Source organism: Pseudomonas sp. P20, from assembly GCF_016463925.1.
Classification (GTDB): domain Bacteria; phylum Pseudomonadota; class Gammaproteobacteria; order Pseudomonadales; family Pseudomonadaceae; genus Pseudomonas; species Pseudomonas aeruginosa.
The window spans coordinates 443288-463400 of the sequence record NZ_JAEMVM010000007.1 but is presented as its reverse complement, the minus strand read 5'-3'; the positions used below and the strand labels follow the sequence as shown (position 1 = coordinate 463400).

17 protein-coding genes are annotated in these 20113 nt (G+C 69.3%); 8 read left to right on the top strand and 9 right to left on the bottom strand.

What is annotated here, in order from left to right; translation table 11 throughout:
• The first annotated feature begins 123 nt into the window (after window positions 1–123).
• Window positions 124–813, top strand: coding sequence for a heavy metal response regulator transcription factor (locus tag JHD77_RS09495; protein WP_003095515.1), 690 nt, complete (start codon window positions 124–126; stop codon window positions 811–813).
• A complete protein-coding gene (locus JHD77_RS09490; RefSeq protein ID WP_031756955.1) occupies window positions 792–2183 on the top strand; it encodes a heavy metal sensor histidine kinase in 1392 nt (463 codons plus the stop codon). Before JHD77_RS09495 ends, JHD77_RS09490 begins: the two co-directional genes overlap by 22 nt.
• On the opposite strand, the gene JHD77_RS09485 is transcribed toward JHD77_RS09490, so the two are convergent.
• From JHD77_RS09485 to JHD77_RS09475, 3 genes are all read right to left on the bottom strand, one after another.
• Window positions 2174–3490 carry an MFS transporter gene (locus tag JHD77_RS09485; protein WP_003095519.1) on the bottom strand — a complete coding sequence of 439 codons (1317 nt, stop codon included), beginning with the start codon at window positions 3488–3490 and terminating at the stop codon, window positions 2174–2176. The genes JHD77_RS09490 and JHD77_RS09485 overlap by 10 nt on opposite strands.
• Before the next feature lie 219 nt (window positions 3491–3709).
• The gene (gene desB / locus JHD77_RS09480; protein WP_016852187.1) at window positions 3710–4822 is read right to left on the bottom strand and encodes a fatty acid desaturase DesB; all 1113 of its coding nucleotides are present in this window, start codon (window positions 4820–4822) and stop codon (window positions 3710–3712) included.
• Entirely contained in the window at window positions 4819–5919 is a 1101-nt protein-coding gene (locus JHD77_RS09475) for a ferredoxin reductase (protein WP_031756957.1), read from the bottom strand. The genes desB and JHD77_RS09475 overlap by 4 nt, the downstream gene beginning before the upstream one ends.
• 158 nt (window positions 5920–6077) lie before the next feature.
• Here JHD77_RS09475 and desT point away from each other — a divergent pair, with 158 nt between their 5' ends.
• The 5 genes from desT (at window position 6078) to JHD77_RS09450 (ending at window position 9335) form a co-directional block, all read left to right on the top strand.
• Window positions 6078–6707 carry a TetR family transcriptional regulator DesT gene (gene desT, locus JHD77_RS09470; RefSeq protein ID WP_003107570.1) on the top strand — a complete coding sequence of 210 codons (630 nt, stop codon included), beginning with the start codon at window positions 6078–6080 and terminating at the stop codon, window positions 6705–6707.
• Between the two features lie 229 nt (window positions 6708–6936).
• Window positions 6937–7440 (top strand): urease accessory protein UreE, encoded by a 504-nt coding sequence (gene ureE / locus JHD77_RS09465; protein ID WP_003095526.1) that lies wholly within the window; start codon window positions 6937–6939, stop codon window positions 7438–7440.
• A complete protein-coding gene (locus tag JHD77_RS09460; protein ID WP_003095528.1) occupies window positions 7437–8108 on the top strand; it encodes an urease accessory protein UreF in 672 nt (223 codons plus the stop codon). Before ureE ends, JHD77_RS09460 begins: the two co-directional genes overlap by 4 nt.
• Before the next feature lie 10 nt (window positions 8109–8118).
• On the top strand, window positions 8119–8733 hold the full coding sequence (gene ureG, locus JHD77_RS09455; protein WP_003095530.1) for an urease accessory protein UreG: 615 nt from the start codon (window positions 8119–8121) through the stop codon (window positions 8731–8733).
• 29 nt (window positions 8734–8762) lie between these two features.
• A complete protein-coding gene (locus JHD77_RS09450) occupies window positions 8763–9335 on the top strand; it encodes a HupE/UreJ family protein (RefSeq protein ID WP_003135459.1) in 573 nt (190 codons plus the stop codon).
• A gap of 16 nt (window positions 9336–9351) precedes the next feature.
• Here the strand turns inward: JHD77_RS09450 and JHD77_RS09445 are convergent, their stop codons facing one another.
• The gene (locus JHD77_RS09445) at window positions 9352–10374 is read right to left on the bottom strand and encodes a FecR family protein (protein WP_023115624.1); all 1023 of its coding nucleotides are present in this window, start codon (window positions 10372–10374) and stop codon (window positions 9352–9354) included.
• Entirely contained in the window at window positions 10367–10903 is a 537-nt protein-coding gene (locus JHD77_RS09440; RefSeq protein ID WP_031756958.1) for a sigma-70 family RNA polymerase sigma factor, read from the bottom strand. The genes JHD77_RS09445 and JHD77_RS09440 overlap by 8 nt, the downstream gene beginning before the upstream one ends.
• A gap of 197 nt (window positions 10904–11100) precedes the next feature.
• Between JHD77_RS09440 and JHD77_RS09435 the strand changes: the two genes are divergently transcribed.
• Window positions 11101–14037 carry a TonB-dependent receptor gene (locus tag JHD77_RS09435; RefSeq protein WP_277882987.1) on the top strand — a complete coding sequence of 979 codons (2937 nt, stop codon included), beginning with the start codon at window positions 11101–11103 and terminating at the stop codon, window positions 14035–14037.
• A 144-nt stretch (window positions 14038–14181) separates the two neighbouring features.
• Here JHD77_RS09435 and JHD77_RS09430 read toward each other — a convergent pair whose 3' ends face one another.
• From JHD77_RS09430 to mdlC, 4 genes are all read right to left on the bottom strand, one after another.
• Window positions 14182–15435 (bottom strand): OprD family porin, encoded by a 1254-nt coding sequence (locus tag JHD77_RS09430; RefSeq protein ID WP_031756961.1) that lies wholly within the window; start codon window positions 15433–15435, stop codon window positions 14182–14184.
• A 107-nt stretch (window positions 15436–15542) separates the two neighbouring features.
• Complete coding sequence (locus tag JHD77_RS09425; protein ID WP_031756963.1) at window positions 15543–17012, bottom strand: aldehyde dehydrogenase family protein; 1470 nt, start codon at window positions 17010–17012, stop codon at window positions 15543–15545.
• Window positions 17013–17034: 22 nt separating this feature from the next.
• Window positions 17035–18375 carry an MFS transporter gene (locus tag JHD77_RS09420; protein WP_003112299.1) on the bottom strand — a complete coding sequence of 447 codons (1341 nt, stop codon included), beginning with the start codon at window positions 18373–18375 and terminating at the stop codon, window positions 17035–17037.
• Window positions 18376–18461: 86 nt separating this feature from the next.
• Complete coding sequence (mdlC, locus tag JHD77_RS09415) at window positions 18462–20048, bottom strand: benzoylformate decarboxylase (RefSeq protein WP_031756965.1); 1587 nt, start codon at window positions 20046–20048, stop codon at window positions 18462–18464.
• Window positions 20049–20113 lie beyond the last annotated feature (65 nt).

The following is a 20113-nucleotide window of genomic DNA, read 5'->3' as shown; positions in this document are numbered from 1 at the left end:
TGGGGTTGAGCCTCGATGGTCGCCCCGCCGGCGGTACCCGGAGATGACTTTCGCATGACAAAAATGTCACCGAATCCGCGCCGCGCGCTGGCTAGAATGGCGGCGAACGAGGGGGAACGAGACATGCGCATCCTGGTGATCGAAGACGATACGAAGACCGGCGAGTACCTGAAGAAGGGCCTCGGCGAGTCGGGCTATGCGGTCGACTGGTCGCAGCACGGCGCCGACGGTCTCTACCTGGCGCTGGAGAACCGCTACGACCTGGTGGTCCTCGACGTGATGCTGCCCGGCCTGGACGGTTGGCAGATCATGGAAGTGCTGCGCAAGAAGCACGATGTGCCGGTGCTCTTCCTCACCGCCCGCGACCAGTTGCAAGACCGTATCCGCGGCCTCGAACTGGGTGCCGACGACTACCTGGTGAAACCCTTCTCCTTCACCGAGTTGCTGCTGCGTATCCGTACCCTGCTGCGCCGCGGCGTGGTCCGCGAGGCAGAGCAGGTGCAACTGGCCGATCTGCAGCTGGACGTGCTGCGGCGCAAGGTCAGCCGCCAGGGGCAGGTGATCGCCCTGACCAACAAGGAGTTCGCCCTCCTGCACCTGCTGATGCGCCGCGAGGGCGAGGTACTGTCGCGCACCCTGATCGCCTCGGAGGTCTGGGACATGAACTTCGACAGCGACACCAACGTCGTCGACGTGGCGATCAAGCGCCTGCGCGCCAAGGTCGACAATCCCTTCCCGAACAAGCTGATCCATACCGTGCGCGGCATCGGTTACGTCTGCGAGGAGCGCCCGTGCCCGCCCGCCGCTCCCTGACCCTCTACGCGGCGCTGCTGTTCGCCGCGGTGGCGGCGCTGGTGGTCAGCGCGGTCGGTTTCTACCTGTACCGCTCGGTGGAAGAGGCGATGCTGCGGCGCAGCGACGTGATGGTCGCCGGCCGGGTCGAGCACTTCCGCAACCTGTTGCGCGACAACCTCACCCTGGCCGAGCTGAAGGCGCGCCCGCGTCTGTTCGAGAACATGCTCGGCAACGAGCAGGACATCCTGCTCCTCGGCCAGCCCGGCGAGGCGCCGATCGTCGCGGTCAACCCGCGCCACGAACGCCTGCCGTCGCTACGGGTGGTCGCCGCCGGCCAGGCGTTGAATCCGTCCGTCGTGCACGCCGCGCTGACCCACGACGGCGTCCCGATGCGCGTGCTCGCCGCCGAGGTCCTGGTCGGCGGCCGCGAGCCGTTGCAGATCACCGCCGCGCACCTGCTGCTGGGCGAGACGCGGATGCTCGCCCAGTACCGCGACCGGGTCATCGCCGCCGTGCTGCTGGCGTTCCTCGGCACCGCCCTGCTCGGCTGGCTGGTCCTGCGCCACGGCCTGCGCCCGCTGCGCACGCTGGCGGCGAAGGCGGCGGAGATCCATCCGACCAGCCTGGATACCCGCCTCGACGTCGCCGCCGCGCCTGCCGAGTTGCAGCAGGTGGCACAGTCGTTCAACGCCATGCTCGAACGCCTCGACGACGGCTACCAGCGCCTGCAGCAGTTCTCCGCCGACCTCGCCCATGAGATCCGCACGCCCATCGGTTCGCTGATGGGCCACGGCCAGGTGGCCCTGCGCCAGCCGCGCAGCAACGAGGAGTACCAGGCGCTGATCGCCTCCAACCAGGAAGAGTTGGAGCGCATCGCGCGGATGGTCGAGAGCATCCTGTTCCTCGCTCGCGCCGACGACGTGCGGGCAGCGGTGGAGCGCAGCCGCCTGGACCTGGGCGAAGAGCTGCGGCGACAGGCGGAGTATTTCGAAGGGCTGGCCGAGGAACGTGGGCTGAGCCTCGACGTCCAGGTCAGCGGCCAGCTACGCGCCGATCCGCAACTGTTCCGCCGGGCGCTGAGCAACCTGCTGGCCAACGCCATCCGCTACACCAGCGCCGACAGCCTGATCGAAGTGCGCGGCCTGCGCCGATCGGGGGAATTCCTGCTGAGCGTGGAGAACGCCTGCGACAGGCTGCCGGCCGAGCCGCTGTCGCGCCTGTTCGACCGCTTCTACCGTGGCGACGCCGCGCGCAGCGACGCCCAGTCCAGCGGTCTCGGCCTGGCCATCGTCCAGGCGATCATGCGCCTGCACGGCGGCCGCGCCGAAGCGAGCGCCCCGGCTCCGGGACGCATCCGCTTCGAGCTGGCGTTCCCGGCTCAGGACTGAGCGGGCTTCTCGCCGGCGTCCGGCTCGCCGTCGGAGCGGCCAATATTCGCCGGCGCCTCCACCACCAACTCCTCCGGCACTTCCTCGACGCGCGGGTCGAGGGTGGCGGCCATCGGGCTGACCGTGTCCGGCATCGCCACGTGTTGCAGCGGCGCCTCGTCGACCCGGTGTTCGCCGGTGACGCGCTTGGGCTGCACCCAGAACACCAGCAGCACCGCGTAGCCGGACACCAACATGTAGAACAGTCCCGGACCGAAGTGGCGCATCAGCGCGCCGGCCACCAGCGGACCGATACAGGCGCCGACCCCGTAGGTGGTCAGGAGCATCGCCGACAACGCGACCCGGCGCGGCTGCTCGACGTGGTCGTTGGCCAGCGCCACCGCCAGCGGATAGAGGGTGAACAGCAGCATGCCGGTAACGAACCCGTTGGCCAGCAGCAACCAGTACGGCAGCGTCACCAGCCCCCACATCGGGATCGAGGCCAGGCACAGCAGCACCGCATTGCCGCGGATCAGCCAACTGCGGTCGAGGCGGTCGGACAGCCAGCCCAGCGGCCACTGCGCACAGAAGCCGGCGACGATGCACATGCCGACGAAGAAACTCGATTGCGAGGCATCCAGGCCGTTGCGGTTGGCGTAGACCGGCGCCAGGCCGTAGAAGGCGCCGACCATCAGGCCGGCGATGAAGATGGTGCCCAGCGCCTGCGGCACGCGCTGCCAGAAGAAACGCACTTCCAGCGGCGCGGCGACCAGCTTGGCCGGGTGCACGCGGCGGGTCATGGCCAGCGGGATCAGGCACGAGGCGAAGCAGATGGCGACCAGCAGCAGCGGCTTGTAGTCGAGGGTCGGGCTCAGCGCCAGCAGGCCCTGGCCGAGCACCAGGCCAAGGTCGACGGCGACCATGTAGCCGGCGAACACCTTGCCGCGCTGGTGGCTCTCGGCCTGCTCGTTGAGCCAGCTCTCGATCACCATGTACTGGTTCATCATCACCGCGCCGGTGATGAAGCGCAGCAGCAGCCAGACTTCCAGCTGATCGACCAGGGCATGCAGCAGCACGGTCACGGTGGCAATCCCGGCGCAAGCCACGTAGGAACGGATATGGCCGAAGCTGGCGATCAGCTTGTGTCCGAATTTTCCACCGCAGACCAGGCCGAAATAGTAGGACGCCATCAGCCCGCCGACCCACAGGTCGCCTGCGCCTTCCTGGGTCAGGCGCAGGCCGATGTAGGTGGTGAACAGGCCGGAGCCGGCCAGCATGAGCAGGGTGGCGGTGTAGAGCGCGGGAAAGGTGACGAGCGGGCTGAACATGACGGTTCCTGGACGGACGGGCCCCACGGCCGGCATCCGCCGAGCATTGTTAGATTCGGGAAGGATCGACGCTGCTGGCCGATCGCGGGCGCAGGCCGTCCTGCGTTCGGCGAGACTCCGACGCCGCGCGGCGGCCGGAAGCCACGTCGCGGCGCACAGGGCGGCATTATCCCCGCTCCGGAGCGGCCCCGCCACGGGCGCCGCGAGCGTTCCGTCGGCTCAGCCGCGCCCCGCCGGGAGCGGCTCGCGCGGCGGCAGCCGATATACCCAGATGCGCCGCAAGACAGTGAGGAATTGCCGTCCCAGGCGTCCGCTGTTGTAAGTCTGCCCGTAGCGCCGGGCGATTTCGCGGACCTCGCGGGACAGCGCGGCGTAGCGACGCGCCGGCAGGTCCGGGTAGAGGTGATGCTCGATCTGGTGGCTGAGGTTGCCGGTCAGGATGTGGAACAGCGGCCCGCCCTCCAGGTTGCTGGAGCCGCGCAACTGGCGCAGGTACCAGTGACCACGGGTCTCCCCCTCCAGCACCGAGGGCGGGAAGACCACCGCCTTCTCGGTGAAGTGGCCGCAGAAGATCACCGTGAAGGTCCACAGGTTGCGCAGCACGTTGGCCAGCAGGTTGCCGACGAACACCGCGCCGAAGCCGCCGGCGAACAGGCCGAGAAGCGGGAACAGCAGGTAGTCCTTGGTCCACTGGCGACCCAGCTTGGCACGCAAGCGGCGTAGCAGCGGCATGAGTTCGGCCTTGTCCAGGCGCCCCTTGGCGTACTTGTCCAGGCGCAGATGCTGGATCGCCACCGCGTACTGGAACAGCAGCGCCTGCAGCGTCACCCACAGCGGTTGCCAGCGGTAGAACGGCTTCCAGCGCTGCTCCGGGAACAGACGCACGACCCCGTAGCCGACGTCGTCGTCCTTGCCCAGCACGTTGGTGTAGGTGTGGTGGATATGGTTGTGGGTGTGCCGCCAGAAGTCGGACGGCCCGGCGATGTCCCACTCGTAGGCGCGGCCGGCGAACTCCGGATCGTTCATCCAGTCGTACTGGCCGTGCATGACGTTGTGGCCCAGCTCCATGTTCTCGAGGATCTTGCCCAGGCCGAGAAGCAGGCTGCCGAGCAGCCAGGTCGGCGGCAGCCAGCCGAACATCAGCAGCGCCCTGCCGCTCCAGCAGCAGACGCGCACCGCCGCGCGGACCCGGCGGATGTAGCGCGCGTCGTCCGCGCCGAGATCGGCCAGGGTACGCTGGCGCAGGGCGTCGAGTTCGGCGCCGAAGGCCGCCAGTTGTTCCGGGGTCAGTTCGCGGTCGTCGCGCATCGCAGGGCTCGCAGGTCGGTTCACAGGTCCAGCGCCAGGTCGCCGTGGGCGGCACTGACGCAGAGGCGGATAGGCTGGCCGGGCTCGCTGCACAGCGCGCCGCTGCGCAGGTCGCGCACGCAGCCGCTGAGCAGGACGCAGGTGCAACTGGCACAGATGCCCTGGCGGCAACCGTGGGCCGGGCGCAAGCCGTGGGCCTCGGCCTGTTCCAGCAGGCTGGCGGCGCTGTCGCCGGAGACTTCCCGCTGCGACCGGGCGAAGCGCAGGCGCACTTCGCGCGGCGCCTCCCCGCTGCGCCAGCGCGGGACGCTGAAGGATTCCGTCTGCAAGCCGGCGAAGCGTGCCCCCAGTTGCTCGCCCACCGCCTCGACGAAAGCCGCCGGCCCGCAGGCCAGGGCCTGGCTGCGCGCCAGGTCGGCTGCCCAGCCGTCCAGGTGGCGCGGCTGGAAATGCCCCTCCAGGCAGCCATCGGCCCGCGCCCCGCGGGTCAGGCTCCAGCGCAACTCCAGGTTCGGGTGGCGCGCCGCCAGCGCCTCCAGCTCGCCGAGCCAGGCGCGCTGGCCGGGATGACGGACGTAGTGCAGCCACAGCACGGGACCGCGATAGCCGTTCTCCAGCGCCTCGCGGAGCAGGCCGAGCAAGGGCGTCAGGCCGCTGCCGGCGGCCAGCAGGCAGACCGCCTCGGCCTGCATCGGCCAGCGCAGATCGCCTTGCGCGGGTTGCAACTCGACACGCTGGCCGACCGCCAGGTGTTCGCACAACCAGGGCGAGAGCAGCCCGTCCGGGTGACGCTTGACGGCGATTTCCAGGCGCTCGCCGACCACCCGGGTCAGGCTGTAGCTGCGCCCGACCCGCACCCCGTCGCGCTCCGCCAGCAGCTGGATGTGCTGGCCCGGCCGCGCCGGCGGCCAGCCGGGGGCGGTACGCAGGGCCAGGGCGAGCATATCGTCGGCCACCCAGTAGCGTGCCTCGACCCGCCCATAGTGGCGGTTCAACGACGCCAGCGGATGGGCGTGGCGCAGCAGGCCGTCGACATCGGCCTCACGCAGCCAGCCACGGGCGGCGAGACGGCGCAGGGGTGCGAGCAAAGGGGTCAGGAGCGCGAGGGGAAGCAAGGCCATGGAAAATATTTCAGTGAACGATCGTTCACAAAACTTTGCCCGTTCCGCGCAATCGAGTCAACAAGCGTTCACTGATGTATCCTTCGACCGCTGCCGTCCCCGGTTCGACCGGGTCGCAGGGCTTTTGCTACAGTCGCCGGTCCGCCAAAGGAAGCCGTATGTCCTCACCCCGCGCCGAACAGAAACAGCAGACCCGCCACGCGCTGATGAGCGCCGCGCGCCACCTGATGGAAAGCGGGCGCGGCTTCGGCAGCCTCAGCCTGCGCGAAGTGACGCGCGCCGCCGGCATCGTCCCGGCCGGCTTCTACCGGCACTTCAGCGACATGGACCAGCTCGGCCTGGCGCTGGTCGCCGAAGTCGACGAGACCTTCCGCGCCACCCTGCGCGCGGTGCGCCGCAACGAGTTCGAACTGGGCGGGCTGATCGACGCCTCGGTGCGCATCTTCCTCGACGCGGTCGGCGCCAACCGCTCGCAGTTCCTCTTCCTCGCCCGCGAGCAATACGGCGGCTCGTTGCCGATCCGCCAGGCCATCGCCAGCCTGCGCCAGCGCATCACCGACGATCTGGCCGCCGACCTGGCGCTGCTGAACAAGATGCCGCACCTCGACGGCGCGGCCCTCGACGTGTTCGCCGACCTGGTGGTGAAGACTGTCTTCGCCACCCTTCCGGAGCTGATCGACCCACCCGCCGCCGATCTGCCGCCGCACCTGATGCCGGCCGCGAAGATCACCCACCAGCTGCGTTTCATCATGATCGGCGGCAAGCACTGGCACGGCCTGCCCGGCTGACCCCGCACCTCCCCAGCGGACCTCCGGCTCGGCGTTCGTCCGCGGACTAGACGCGCGCGCACCTTTCCGGTGCGGCAAAAAAGTCGTTGCGCACCAACCTGGCGCGCTGCAATATTTTGTTACATCCCTATGACCCCGTTTTCCCGGTACAGGCGTCCCGCATCGACCTGGCAAGGCCCTTGCTGGTGCTTGTTGTGATCCCTTTCCTGTCGCATTGCGGAAACTGCCCATGCTGGTCATCCACCAACGCCTGCCCGCCCGCTCGCCCCGCTGGGACGAAGAACTCCACCTGACCTACGAGGCGCGCAGCAAGAGCCGCCTGCGCTGCTTCGCGGCGAGCGGCGAGGAGGTCGGCCTGTTCCTCGAGCGCGGCCAGCCGCCGCTGGCCGACGGCGACTGCCTGGAGGCCCGCGACGGTCGCCTGGTGCGGGTCGTCGCCCGCTCCGAACGTCTGCTCCACGTCACCTGCGCCAGCCCGCTGGAACTGACCCGAGCCGCCTACCACCTGGGCAACCGTCACGTCGCCCTGCAGGTCGGCGACGGCTGGCTGCGCCTGCTCGACGACTACGTGCTGAAAGCCATGCTCGAACAGCTCGGCGCCACGGTGGAGGCCATCGAGGCGCCGTTCCAGCCGGAGCACGGTGCCTACGGCGGAGGCCACCACCACTCGCACCATGGCGAGGCGGAGTTCAACTACGCGCCGCGCCTGCACCAGTTCGGCGTGCGCCGGTGAACAGCATCTGGGCGCGCCTGCGCCTGGCCAGCTCGCAGTTGCCGATCGGCGGATACAGCTATTCCCAAGGCCTGGAGGCGGCCCTCGACAATGGCTGGGTGCGCGACGCCGAGAGTGCGCGGACCTGGCTGGTCGACCAGTTGCAACTGAACCTGGCGCGCTTCGAGGCGCCGCTGCTGGCCGGCCTGCTGCGCGCCGCGTTGATCGGCGACTGGGCCGCCTGCGATGCGGCCAGCGAACGCCATAGGGCCAGCCGCGAGACCCGCGAGCTGGCCCAGGAGAGCCGGCAGATGGGCTTTTCCCTGCACCAATTGCTGGAAGCCCTGCCCGAACTCGACGCTCCCGGCCGCGCCTGGCTGGCGCGCCAGGACCCGCCCAATCTCGCCGCCGCCTGGGCGATGGCCGCGCGCGCCTGGCGCCTGGACGCCGAGGAGGCGCTGAGTGCCTGGTTCTGGAGCTGGCTGGAAAACCAGTTGGCGGTGCTGATGAAAACCCTGCCGCTCGGCCAACTGGCCGCGCAGAAACTTGCTTCCAGCCTACTGCCGGAACTCGACCGCGCCTGCGCCGAGGCGCTGCGGCGGCCCGCCGTCGAGGGCAGCGCCGCGTTCGGCCTGGCGCTGGCCAGCATGACCCACGAAACCCAGTACAGCCGTCTGTTCCGTTCCTAGGAGAAACCCCATGACATCCCAACCCCTGCGTGTCGGCATCGGCGGTCCGGTGGGCTCCGGCAAGACCGCCCTGACCCTGGCCCTGTGTCGCGAACTGCGCGAGCGCTACAACCTCGCGGTGGTCACCAACGACATCTATACCCAGGAAGACGCAGAGTTCCTGGTGCGCAACGAGGCCCTCGCCCCCGAGCGGATCATCGGCGTGGAAACCGGTGGCTGCCCGCACACGGCGATCCGCGAGGACGCCTCGATCAACCTGGAGGCGGTGGACCAGCTCAACCGGCGCTTCCCCGGCCTCGAACTGATCCTGGTGGAATCCGGCGGCGACAACCTGTCGGCCACCTTCAGCCCCGAGCTGTCCGACCTGACCCTCTACGTGATCGACGTTTCCGCCGGCGACAAGATCCCGCGCAAGGGCGGCCCCGGCATCTGCAAGTCGGACCTGCTGGTGATCAACAAGATCGACCTGGCGCCGCTGGTCGGCGCCTCCCTCGACGTGATGGACCGGGACGCCCGGCGCATGCGCGGCGACAAGCCGTTCGTGTTCAGCAACCAGAAGACCGGCCAGGGGCTGGACGAAATCATCGCCTTCATCGAGCGCCAGGGCCTGCTGACCGCCGCCTGACGCCACCTCGCAACGACAAGGAACCGCCAATGAAACTGCCCAAGCTGCTCGCCGCCCTCGCCCTGCTCGCCGCGCCGGCGCTGGCCTTCGCCCACCCCGGCCACGGCGAACACGGCCTGGTCGCCGGCCTCGCCCATCCGCTCACCGGCCTCGACCACCTGCTGGCGATGTTCGCCGTCGGCCTCTGGGCCGCCCAGCAACAGGGAGCCGCGCGCCTCGCCCTGCCCTGCACCTTCGTCGGCACCATGCTGGTCGGCGGGCTGCTCGGCTTCGAGGGCCTGCAACTGCCGTTCATGGAGACCGGCATCGCCGCCTCGGTGCTCGCCCTCGGCCTCTGCGTGGCCCTCGCCGTGCGCCCGCCGCTGGCGCTGGCGATGGCCGCCACCGCACTATTCGCCCTGGCCCACGGGGTCGCCCACGGCCTGGAGCTGCCGGACCTCTCCAGCCCCTGGCTGTACGCGCTCGGTTTCGTCGCCGCCACCGCCGCGCTGCACGCCGCCGGCTACGCGCTGGTGCGCTTCCTGCCGCAGGCGGCCGCGCCCCTGGTACGTCTCGCCGGGCTGGCCTCGGCGGGCGCCGGGGTCTGGTTGCTGGCCGGCTGAGCCGCCGCGCCTCCCCTCAGCGCCTGATCAGCACCCGTCGGCCTTGGTGCACGAGGCGCAGGCCATGGGTCTGCGCCAGCATCGCCAGGGCCAGCGGCAGGTCGTCGACGGGAAAGGTGCCGGAGACCCGAAGCGGGTCCAGCGACGGCTCGCACTCGATGCTCTCGCCGCCGTAGCGCATCAGTTCTCCCGCCCACTGCCGCAGCGGCATGTCGTCGGCCACCAGCAGGCCCTGGCGCCAGGCCAGCGCGGCCTCGCTGGCGGACTCGACGGGGCCGATCCGCTGGCGATCGAAGCGCACCCGCTGGCCAGCCTCGATCACCCGGCCATCCGCCGCGCTCGCGGCGCCCTCCGGACGCACCTGGACCGCGCCTTCGTACACCGCCAGCACTGTCTCTGCGCCCTCGCGTCGGACGCTGAAAGCGGTACCCAGCGCGCGCATCAGGCCCTGTTCGGTGCGCACCAGGAACGGTCGCGGCGGCTCGCGCCGATCCGCCGCGGTGCGGAGGTAGATCTCTCCGCGATACAGGCGCAGCAGGCGCTGGCCGGCGTCGTAGCGCACGTCCAGCGCGCTGTCGGTGTTCATCTCGACCTGGCTGCCGTCCTCCAGCACCAGGTCGCGCCGCTCGCCGACGGCAGTGAGGTAGTCGGCGCCGAAGCCGTCGCGCCAGACCTGGGCGCGCCATCCCCACCAGACCAGCGGCGCGCCGCCGAGCAGCAGGGCGAGGCCGCGCAGGACCGCGCGCCGGCCGCTGCCGGACGGACGCTCGAGCGCACGCCGGGCCAGCGCCGGCGGCAGCGAACCGATATTCGCCAGCAGACGCTCGGCTCGCCGCCAGGCGCGCTGGTGCTCGGGGCTGCGCGAGCGCCAGGACTCCAGCTCGGCCTGCTGCGCCGGAGCCAGCGGCCCCTCCTGCATCAGCAGCAGCCAGGAGGCGGTCTCCCTGAGCACCTGCGGGGCGATCGCCTCGGCGGCCGGCGGCCCGGAAAGCTCCGAATCGCCCGCCTGCGGCGCCCGGCTGGAAGCGCGGTCATTCATCGGGCATCAGGCTCAGGCAGGTCACGTAGGCCTGGTGGATGAACTTCTTCACCGTCGGCAGCGCGACGCCCAGCGCCTGGGCGATGTCCTTCTGCTTCATGCCGTCCAGCGTCGCCATCAGGAATGCCTGTTTCACCCGCGGGCGCAGGGTGTCGAGCAGCGCGTCGATCTCGTGCAGGGTCTCGACGATCACGCTCTGTTGTTCCGGCGACGGCTGCAACGGCTCGGGCAACGTGGCCAGGGCCTCCAGCCAGGCGAGTTCCAGCGATTGGCGACGGCGCCAGCTGACCAGCACGCAGTTGGCGATGCGGGTGAGGTAGGCGCGCGGATGACGGATCGCGTCACGCTGGCCGCCATCGCGGCTGGCGAGAATGCGCAGGAAGGTGTCATGGGCCAGGTCGTCGGCCACGCCGCGTCCCCAGGAGCGGAGTCGGTAGGCCAGCCAGTTGCGCAGCCAGGCATGGTTTTCACGGTAGAGCGTGGCGACGCCGTCGCGGTCCGCGGACAGGCAGGAACTCGGCGCATTCATCGGAGGCGCATTCATCGGAATAGTCAGCTGGATTCAATCGCAAATGAAAACTATTATCACTAATTTTGCGTTGACCACAATGCCGGCGACCCTTTCCGTCCGGCCCGCCGAACCCGAAATATCCCTTTTCCGATCTCGTGCGACAGAGGGAATGAGAGCCCGCAATGACGGGCGCCAACCCTGCGAGCGAAGAAGTCATGTCCCTACAACGCCCTATCCCCAGCCTGGCGCGTCCCTTGTCGCGCCTCTCCCCGCTCACCCTTGCCCTGCGCTGCGCCCTGCTCGGCCTGTCGGCGGTCGGCGCCGGCCTGCTCGGCGGCGGCCTGGCCCACGCGCAGAGCGTCGGCCAGCACAGCGCGGCTACCCGCCTGGACGACGCCACGCCACGCAGCTACGACATCCCGGCGGGGTCGCTGGGCGCCTCCCTGGGCGCCTTCGCCAGCCAGTCGGGCCTGCTGCTGTCCTTCGACCCCGAGCTGACCCGCGGTCGCACCGCGCCGGCGCTCAAGGGTCGCTACAGCGTACTGGAAGGCTTGCAGCGAGTGCTGTCGAACACCGGCCTGCAGGTCGCGGCGGGAACCTCCGGCGCCTACCTGCAGGTCGAGCCGCGCATGTCCGGCGAAGCCCCGGCCGACCTGTCGCCGGTGGTGGTCTCGGCCGCCGAGCTGGCCGATCCGCAGAAGGAAACCTATACCGCGCCGCGCTCGTCGGTGTACCTCTCCAGCGAAGAGATCGACCGCTTCGGCCGGGTTTCCGTGGGTGACCTGCTCCAGGGCATCCCGGGCGTACAGGTCGGCGACAGCCGCAACGGTGGCGCGCTGGACGTCAACATCCGCGGCATCCAGGGGCAGAGCCGGGTGGCGGTGCGGGTCGACGGCGCGGAGCAGGCGCTGGACGTCTACCGCGGCTACGCCGGCACCCAGCAGCGCAGCTACATCGATCCCGACCTGGTCAGCAGCGTGACCGTCGACAAGGGTCCCTCGACCCGCTCGGGCGCGATCGGCGGCAGCGTGGAAATGCGCACCATCGGCGTCAAGGACATCCTGGTGGACGGTAAGGACCTCGGCGTGCGCTTCACCGGCAACGTCTGGAACAACGGCGTCGCCCCGCAGCACCGCAGCGCCAGTTCGAAGACCGAGAATCTCAGCAGCGTGCCGCACGATGACCGCGGCAGCCTGTTCGGCTCCCAGGCCAAGTCCGGCAGCGCCGCCTTCGCCTACCGCAACGAGCATCTGGACCTGGTCGCCGCCTATGCGCAGCGCAACCAGGGCAACTACTTTTCCGGCAAGAAAGGCCAGGACCGCTATCGCGTCTACAACCGCTACGGTCGCGAGGAAAGCAGCGTAGCCAAGGTCTACAACGCAGGAGAGGAAGTGCTCAACTCGTCGTCGGAGACCGAGTCCTACCTGCTCAAGGCGACCTGGCGCATCGCCGACGAGCACACCCTGGACCTCGGCTATCGTCGCTACGACGGGCGCACCGGGGAGATCATGCCGTCGGACATCTTCCGTTTCGGCACCGCCGGCATCTACCAGTACCCATTGAGCGAAGTGAAGATCGACACCTACACCGCACGCTACCGTTACCTGCCCGAGAACAATCCGCTGGTGGACCTCAGCACCGGCCTGTGGATGACCGAGGCGAAGAGCGACATGCTGACCTCGGTGCTGGCACCGCGCTCCCAGGCCTATCGCTCCGACCGCAACTGGACGCGCCAGGACAACCGGCGCATCGGCGGCGACCTGAACAACGTGGCGCGCTTCGAAACCGACTTCGGCGATTTCAAGCTCGACCTCGGCGGCTCGTTCCAGGTCGAAGACATCCAGCCGCAGAAAAGCGTGGTCACCACCCTCCACGACATCAACGCCAACCGTACCCTGAGGGACGCCACCCGCCAGGAATACGGCCTCAACGGCAAGCTCGAGTTCAAGCCGGTCGAGCGCCTGACGCTATGGGGCGGCGGCCGCTACAGCCACTTCAACAGCAAGGACAACGGCATCTCCGCCTCGCCGCGGCGCGAGGATCGCGACATGCGCTTCATCACGGTGAGCAGGCCCGGCTACTACGGCTCGATGATGTGGTTCCCCGACCAGAACGGCCAGTACACCGACGCCACCGATCCGCGCCTCAACAACGGCATCGTTACCAACAACACCAACAATCCGTTCGAAGGCATTCCCTTCGACGAGTTCGGCCCGGCCAACGTGACGGTCCATCCCTCGCGGGTCACCAACGTGGTCACCGGCTACAACTACAGCAAGAAGGGCAGCAGCCGCGGCGGCGGTTTCTCGCCGGCATTCGGGATCAATTTCGAGCTGGCCCCGGATACCTTCGTCTACGCCTCCTACACCGAAGGCCTGCGCCTGCCGTCGCTGTTCGAGACCAGCCAGGGCACCCTCCAGGTCGAGCCGGGCAAGGACCTCAAGCCCGAGCGTTCGCGCAGCTGGGAGATCGGTGCCAGCGCGCTGCGCGACAGCCTGTTGGCCGACGGCGACTCGGCGGCGATCAAGCTGGCCTACTTCAACAACACCATCAAGAACTACATCACCCGCTATTACGATCCGGGCCAGATGGGCCTGATGACCTTCAGCAACACCGACAGCTACCGCACCAGCGGTCTCGAATTGCAATCGCACTACGACGCAGGGCGGGTGTTCGCCGACCTGTCGGCGACCTACTACCTGAAGACCGAGACCTGCGACGCCGCCTTCGCCGCCAGGCTGCGCGCCGGCGCCAACCGCTACCAGCGCACCGAGAACACGCCGAACTGCACGCCGGGCAGCTTCATGGGCTCCTATACCAACACGCAGAACCCGCCGCGGCTGGCGACCAACCTGACCGCCGGCCTGCGCTTCTTCGACCAGGCCCTGACCCTGGGCGGACGCATGACCTATACCTCCGGCCCCACCGCCACGGCGGACAAGCCCTGGCAGGTCGGTGCCACCACACCGCAGATCGAGTACCGCTCGGTGCAGTTGTTCGACCTGTTCCTCAAGTACAAGCTGTTCGAGCACACCGAACTGAATGCCTCGCTGCAGAACCTCACCGACCGCTATTACCTCGACCCGCTGGCACAGAGTTTCATGCCCGCGCCCGGGCGTACCCTGCGGGTGGGGATGCAGGCGAAGTTCTGAGCCGCCCTCTCCCCCTCCAGGCGTTGTCGGCGGAGCGCCGCTCCGGTAGGGCGGATAACCGCCCAGCGGTTATCCGCCGAAGCACCGGGCCTCCCGCTCCCCGTCCCTCCGGAACTGTCCGGAGGAGCGGCGAGACAGCGTCCGTCACCACGACAACGGATAACTCACCACCAGCCGCGTCTGGTCGAAGTCGCTGTTGAAGCTGCGTCGGTTGCTGGCGTGGTTGAGGCGCACGTTGAGCCGCGCCAGCGGACCGCTCTGCACGGTGTAGCCGAGTTCGACATCGCGCTCCCATTCCTTGCCGCCGCTACCGACCTTGGTGGTGGCGTTCGAGCCATGGCCGTAGCGGACCATGCCGATCAGGCCGGGCCAGCCGAGGCCGACGAAATCGTAGTCGTAGCGAACCTGCCAGGAGCGTTCGTCGGCGTTGGTGAAGTTGCCGTTGAACATGTCGTTGCCCATGCTCCGCCCACTGCTGCCGTAGACCGACTGCCAGCCGCTGTCGCCGCCGACCTTCTGCAGGCCAAGGTAGAAGGTGTGCAGGCCGATGCCGGCGGAAAACAGGCCGTAGACTGTGTGGCTGTCGATCTCGCCGGCGCGCGCGGCGCCGTCGTCGCGGTCGACGAACAGGCCGAGGTTGGCGCCCAGGGTCCAGTCGCCGACACGCTGCTTGTGCAGCAGGTTGGCGTAGTTCTGCCGGTAGACGTCCTCCAGTTGCCCGTGCCACAGGCCCAGTTGGGTGCGCTCGCGGTTGAAGCGGTACTCGGCGCCGGCGTAGTTGAAACCGTCCGATTTCTGCGTCGGCGCGCTCCAGGCCGACAGGTCCTGCATGTCCGCCGAATTGCGCAGGCTCACCGCGTCGAAGCGTCCGGCCTGCAGGGCCAGGCCCGGCAGCTCGCGGGAAACCACGGCGAAGCCGCGGAACGTCTGCGGCAGCAGGCGTCCGTCGTCGTAGCGCAACAGCGGAATGTCCGGGAGCATCTCGCCGATCTTCAATTCGCTGGCCGAAACGCGCAGCTTGGCGGCCACGCCGACACGCCCATAGTCGTCCGCCGCGCGACCGTCATCGTGCAACGGAAGAAGCTCGGAATTGCTGGTCCCACGTCCGCTGTTCAGCTTCACGCCGAACAGGCCGATGGCGTCGAGGCCGACGCCGACCGTGCCCGGGGTATAGCCGGAACTGAACTTGAGGATGAAGCCCTGCGCCCACTCGTCCACCAGGCTCTTGCCGGCATCGTGGTCGCGGAAATCGCGGTTGAAGTAATAGTTGCGCAGGACCAGGTCGGTCTTCGCATCCTCCAGGAAGCCGCCCTCGGCAGCTTGCGCGGCAAGACAGGCGAGCATCGGCAGGACCGCCCCTGCATTGCGCGGGACTGCGGTTTTACGACGGATTTTCATTGTTATTGTGCTCCGTTTTTCAGGGACGACCGAGCCCCGGCAGCCTCTGCGGGCCACCTGGCGACGACGGTCGGGTCAGCAGCGGGGCGCGGGCCCCGCCGCCAGGGTCAGAACGGGTACTGGCGCGGCGCGTGCTGCACGCTGATCCAGTGGTCGGTGGTGAATTCCTCGATGGCCCAGTCGCCGTTGAAGCGGCCAAGTCCGGAGTTCTTCTCGCCGCCGAAGGGCGCGTTGGCCTCGTCGTTCACCGGAATGTCGTTGACGTGGGTCATCCCCGCGCGAAGCTGGCGGGCAAAGCGCACCGCGCGTTCCAGGTCGCGGCTGAACACCGCGCTGGACAGCCCGTATTCGCTGGCGTTGGCCAACTCCAGCGCATGCGCCTCGTCGCGCGCGCGGAGCAGGCCGACCAGCGGGCCGAAGATTTCATCGCGGGCGATCTCCATCGTCGCGGTGACCTCGCCGAATACGTGCGGAGCCAGCAACTGCCCATCGACGCCGCCCTCGTACAGCGGCTTGGCGCCTTCCTGGCGGGCCAGGCGGATCTTTTCCAGCAGGCCTTCGAGCTGGCGCGCGTTGACGATCGGCCCGACCGCGGTATCGGCGCGCTGCGGATCGCCGACCCGGAGACCCTTGACCCGCTCGACGAAGCGCGCGGCGAAAGCGTCGTAGAGGCTGTCCTCGACGATGATGCGGTTGATCGCCATGCAGATCTGCCCCTGGTGGAGGAACTTGCCGAACACCGCGGCATTCACCGCCTGCTCCAGGTCGGCGTCGCCGAGCACCACGAACGGACTGTTGCCGCCCAGCTCCAGCGCCACGTGCTTGAGGTGCGCGCCGCCGCTGGCGATGCGGCCGATGTTGCGGCCCACCGGGGTCGATCCGGTGAAGGTCACCAGGCCCGGCACCGGGTGCTCGACGAAGGCGTCGCCGATCTCGCTGCCGGGGCCGACCACCACGCTGAACAGCCCGGCCGGCAGCCCGGCCTCTTCGAAGATCCGCGCCAGCAGCAGTCCGCCGCAGACCGGCGTGTCGCTGGCCGGCTTGACCACCACCGCGTTGCCCAGCGCCAGGGCCGGGGCGATGGAACGCTGGGTCAGGTGCAGCGGGAAGTTCCACGGGCTGATCACCCCGACCACGCCGATGGCGCTGCGGTAGACCCGGCTTTCCTTGCCCGGCACGTCGGACTCGACGATGCGCCCGTGCACCCGTGCCGGGAACGACGCCGACTCCAGGGTGATCGCGCGCGCCGCGCCCCATTCGATCTCGGCCTTCAGGCGGGTGCTGCCGGACTCGCGGATGAGCCAGTCGACGATCTCCTCGCGGCGGCGGTCGAACACCTCCACCGCCTTGTACAGTACCGCCGCGCGTGCCGAGGGCCCGAGCGCGGCCCATGCCGGCTGGACCTCGGCGGCCTTGGCGTAGGCGGCATCGAGGTCGTCGCGGTCGGCCTGCTCGATCTCCAGCAGCAGGCTGCCGTCGAACGGGTTGCTCACCTTCAGCCGGCGGCCGGCCCGGCCGTGGCGCCACTCGCCGGCCAGGGGCTGGAGACCGAGGTCGGTATAACGGGAATCGCTCATCGCTCTTCTCCTCTTTCGAAAATCACAGGGGTTTCTTCGCCGTCGCGTCGACGGACGCTTCCGCCGGCACGCGCGGCCGCAGGTGGATGCAGGCGATCGCCAGCGCGCCGATCACGCCGGGCGCGGCGAAGGCCAGGAAGTTCTGCTGGAACGGCAGCTCCAGGGCCAGCAGGCTGCCGCCGAGCATCGGCCCGGCGATGGCGCCGAGGCGGCCGACGCCGGCGGCCCAGCCGACCCCGGTGGAGCGCACCCAGGCCGGATAGAACTGCGCGGCGTAGGCATGGATCACCGCCAGGGTGCCGATGGTGGTGGCGCCGGCCACCACCAGCAGGCCGTTGAGCAGCCAGGGGCCTGGCCCCAGGCCGAGGGCCGCCAGGGAGGCCGCGGCCAGGGCGAAGAACAGCACCAGGGTGCGGCCGGCGCCGAGGCGGTCGGCCAGCCAGCCGCCGAACAACGCACCGAGGGTCGCCCCGACATTCAGGGTGACGAGGAACGCCAGGCTCGAACCGAGGGCGTAGCCGCCGCCGGCCATCAGTTTCGGCAACCAGGTGTTGAGCCCGTAGCTCATCAGCATGCACATGGCGAAGGCCACCCACAGCAGCAGGGTGCCCACTGCCTGGCGCCCCTCGAACAACTGGGCGACCCGTCCGCTCGGCGCTTCGGCCGCGACAGCGTTCGCCCGCTCGGCGCCGGGCCGGTAGTCGGGATCGACCTTGCGCAGCAGCGCGTCCAGTTCGGCGCGGCGGCCCTTGAGTTCGAGGAACGCCGCCGACTCCGGCAACCAGCGCAACATCAGCGGCACCGCCAGCACCGGCAGCACCGCCACGTAGAACACCGATTGCCAGCCCCAGGCGGGGATCATGGCGATCGCCAGTAGCGCCGAGAGCACCGCGCCCACCGAGTAGAAGGCCGACATCACCGTGACCAGGGTGCTGCGCCGCCCGGCCGGGGCGAATTCGCTGATCAGGTTGATCGCGCTGGGCACCAGCGCGCCCAGTGCCAGGCCGGTGAAGAAGCGTCCGGCGCCCAGTTCCAGCGGGTCGCGGGCGTGCCCGGTGAGGAAGGCGGCGAGGCTCGCCAGCAGGGTGGTGGCGATCACCAGGCGGCGCCGGCCGAAGCGGTCCGCCAGCGGCGCCAGCAGGGTTCCGCCGAAGAGCATGCCGAACAGCGCGCAACTGCCGAGGGTGCCGGCCTGCACCGGGCTCAGCTGCCACTCCTGCATCAGGCGTGGCACCACCGAGCCGTAGATGACCATGTCGTAGCCGTCGAACAGCATGATGAAACACCCCCAGCCGAGGATCAGCCAGTGAGTACGGTTAAAGCGGGCAGCGTCGATCACCGCCGCAGCGGATTGCCTGTTCATACCAACCTCTCTCTTGTTCTTGTTATGGGCGCACGCGGGCGTCGGTCGGCACCGCCCACTCTGGCATGGGGCGGCGCCGTGGAACATCAGGGTTCGATGGTTTGCGTCGGCACCTCGATCAAAACCGGGCGATCAGCGGCCAGGGCATGCTTCAAGGCCCTTTCCAGCTCGTCGCGGGTGGCTGCGTGGAGCGCCTCGACGCCATAGCCGCGGGCGATCGCGCAGAAGTCCAGGCCGGGCACGTCGAGCCCCGGCGCATCGGGCACCTCGAGCACCCCGGCGAACCAGCGCAGGGCGCCGTAGGTACCGTTCTTGAGGATGATGAACACCGCCGGCACACGGTATTGCGCGGCGCTCCAGAGTGCGGTGATGCCATAGTTGGCCGAGCCGTCGCCGATGATCCCGATCACCTGCCGCCGCGGCTGCGCCAGTTGCGCGCCGACCGCCGCCGGCAGGCCGAAGCCGAGGCCGCCGGCGGCCGGGAAGAAGTAGCTGCCCGGCTCGCGCATCTCCACGCGCTGCCAGAAGGCGGTCACGGTGGAAGTCGACTCCTTGACGAAGATGGCGTCGCGCGGCGCCAGCGCATCGATCACGTCGAACACGGTTTCCGGCCGCAGCGGTCCGCCCTCCTCGGCCAGCGCCGGCGGTCGCGGCAGCGCCTCGGGCAACGGCCGCGCACTGGGGCGGACCTGTTCGAGCAGTGCCTCGAGGGTCAGCGCGATGTCGCCGACCAACGCGTCGCCCATCGGCGCCCGTGCCGCTTCGCCGGGATCGCAGGTGACCTGCACCAGCTCGGCGCCGGCCGGCAGGTAATCGCCGGGGGCGAACTGGTGATAGCGGAACACCGGCGCGCCGACCACCAGGATCAGGTCGTGGCCGTCCAGCAGCCGGCTGATCCCGGCGATGGCCGCCGGCAGCACGCCGCGGAAGCAGGCATGGCGGGTGGGGAACGGACAACGCGAGGCCGACGGCGCGACCCAGGCCGGCATCCGCAGCTTCTCCGCCAGTTCCACGGCCAGGCCGTTGGCATTCGCCCCGTCGACGTCCGGACCGAGCACCAGCACCGGGTTGCGCGAGCGCGACAGGCGCTCGCCGAGTTCGGCCAGCAATGCCGGCGCGGGCAGCGCGGCGCCGCTGACCTGGCGCGCGGCCAGGTGTTCGACGCCGGCCGGCGCCGGTTGCGCCCAGTCGTCGTAGGGAATCGACAGGTACACCGGCGCCCGCGGCGGTAGGCTGGCGGTCTGGATCGCCTGGCTCAGCGCGCGCGGTACATCCTGGGCGCAGGCCGGCTCGTGGCTCCATTTCACCAGCGGCTTGGGCAGTTGTCCGGCATCGACGTTGGCGAGCATCGCCTCGACCCCGATCATCGAGCGCACCTGCTGCCCGGCGGTGATGACCAGGGGGCTATGGGAGTACCAGGCGTTGGTCAGGGCACCCATACCGTTGCCGGTGCCCGCCGCCGCATGCAGGTTGACGAAGGCCGGGCGGCCGCTGGCCAGGGCGAAGCCATCGGCCATGCCGACCACCGCGCCCTCGTGCAGGCCGAGGATGTAGCGGAAATCCTCGGGGAAGTCCTTGAGGAACGGCAGCTCGTTGGAGCCGGGGTTGCCGAAGACGGTGGTCAGGCCGTGGCGACGGAGGATCTCGTAAGACGCGGAATGGACGGTTTTCATGCAGGCCTTCAAGCTCGTTTCCTGGATTTGCGCTACTGTTGCAGCCGCTCGATAATCAATCAAAT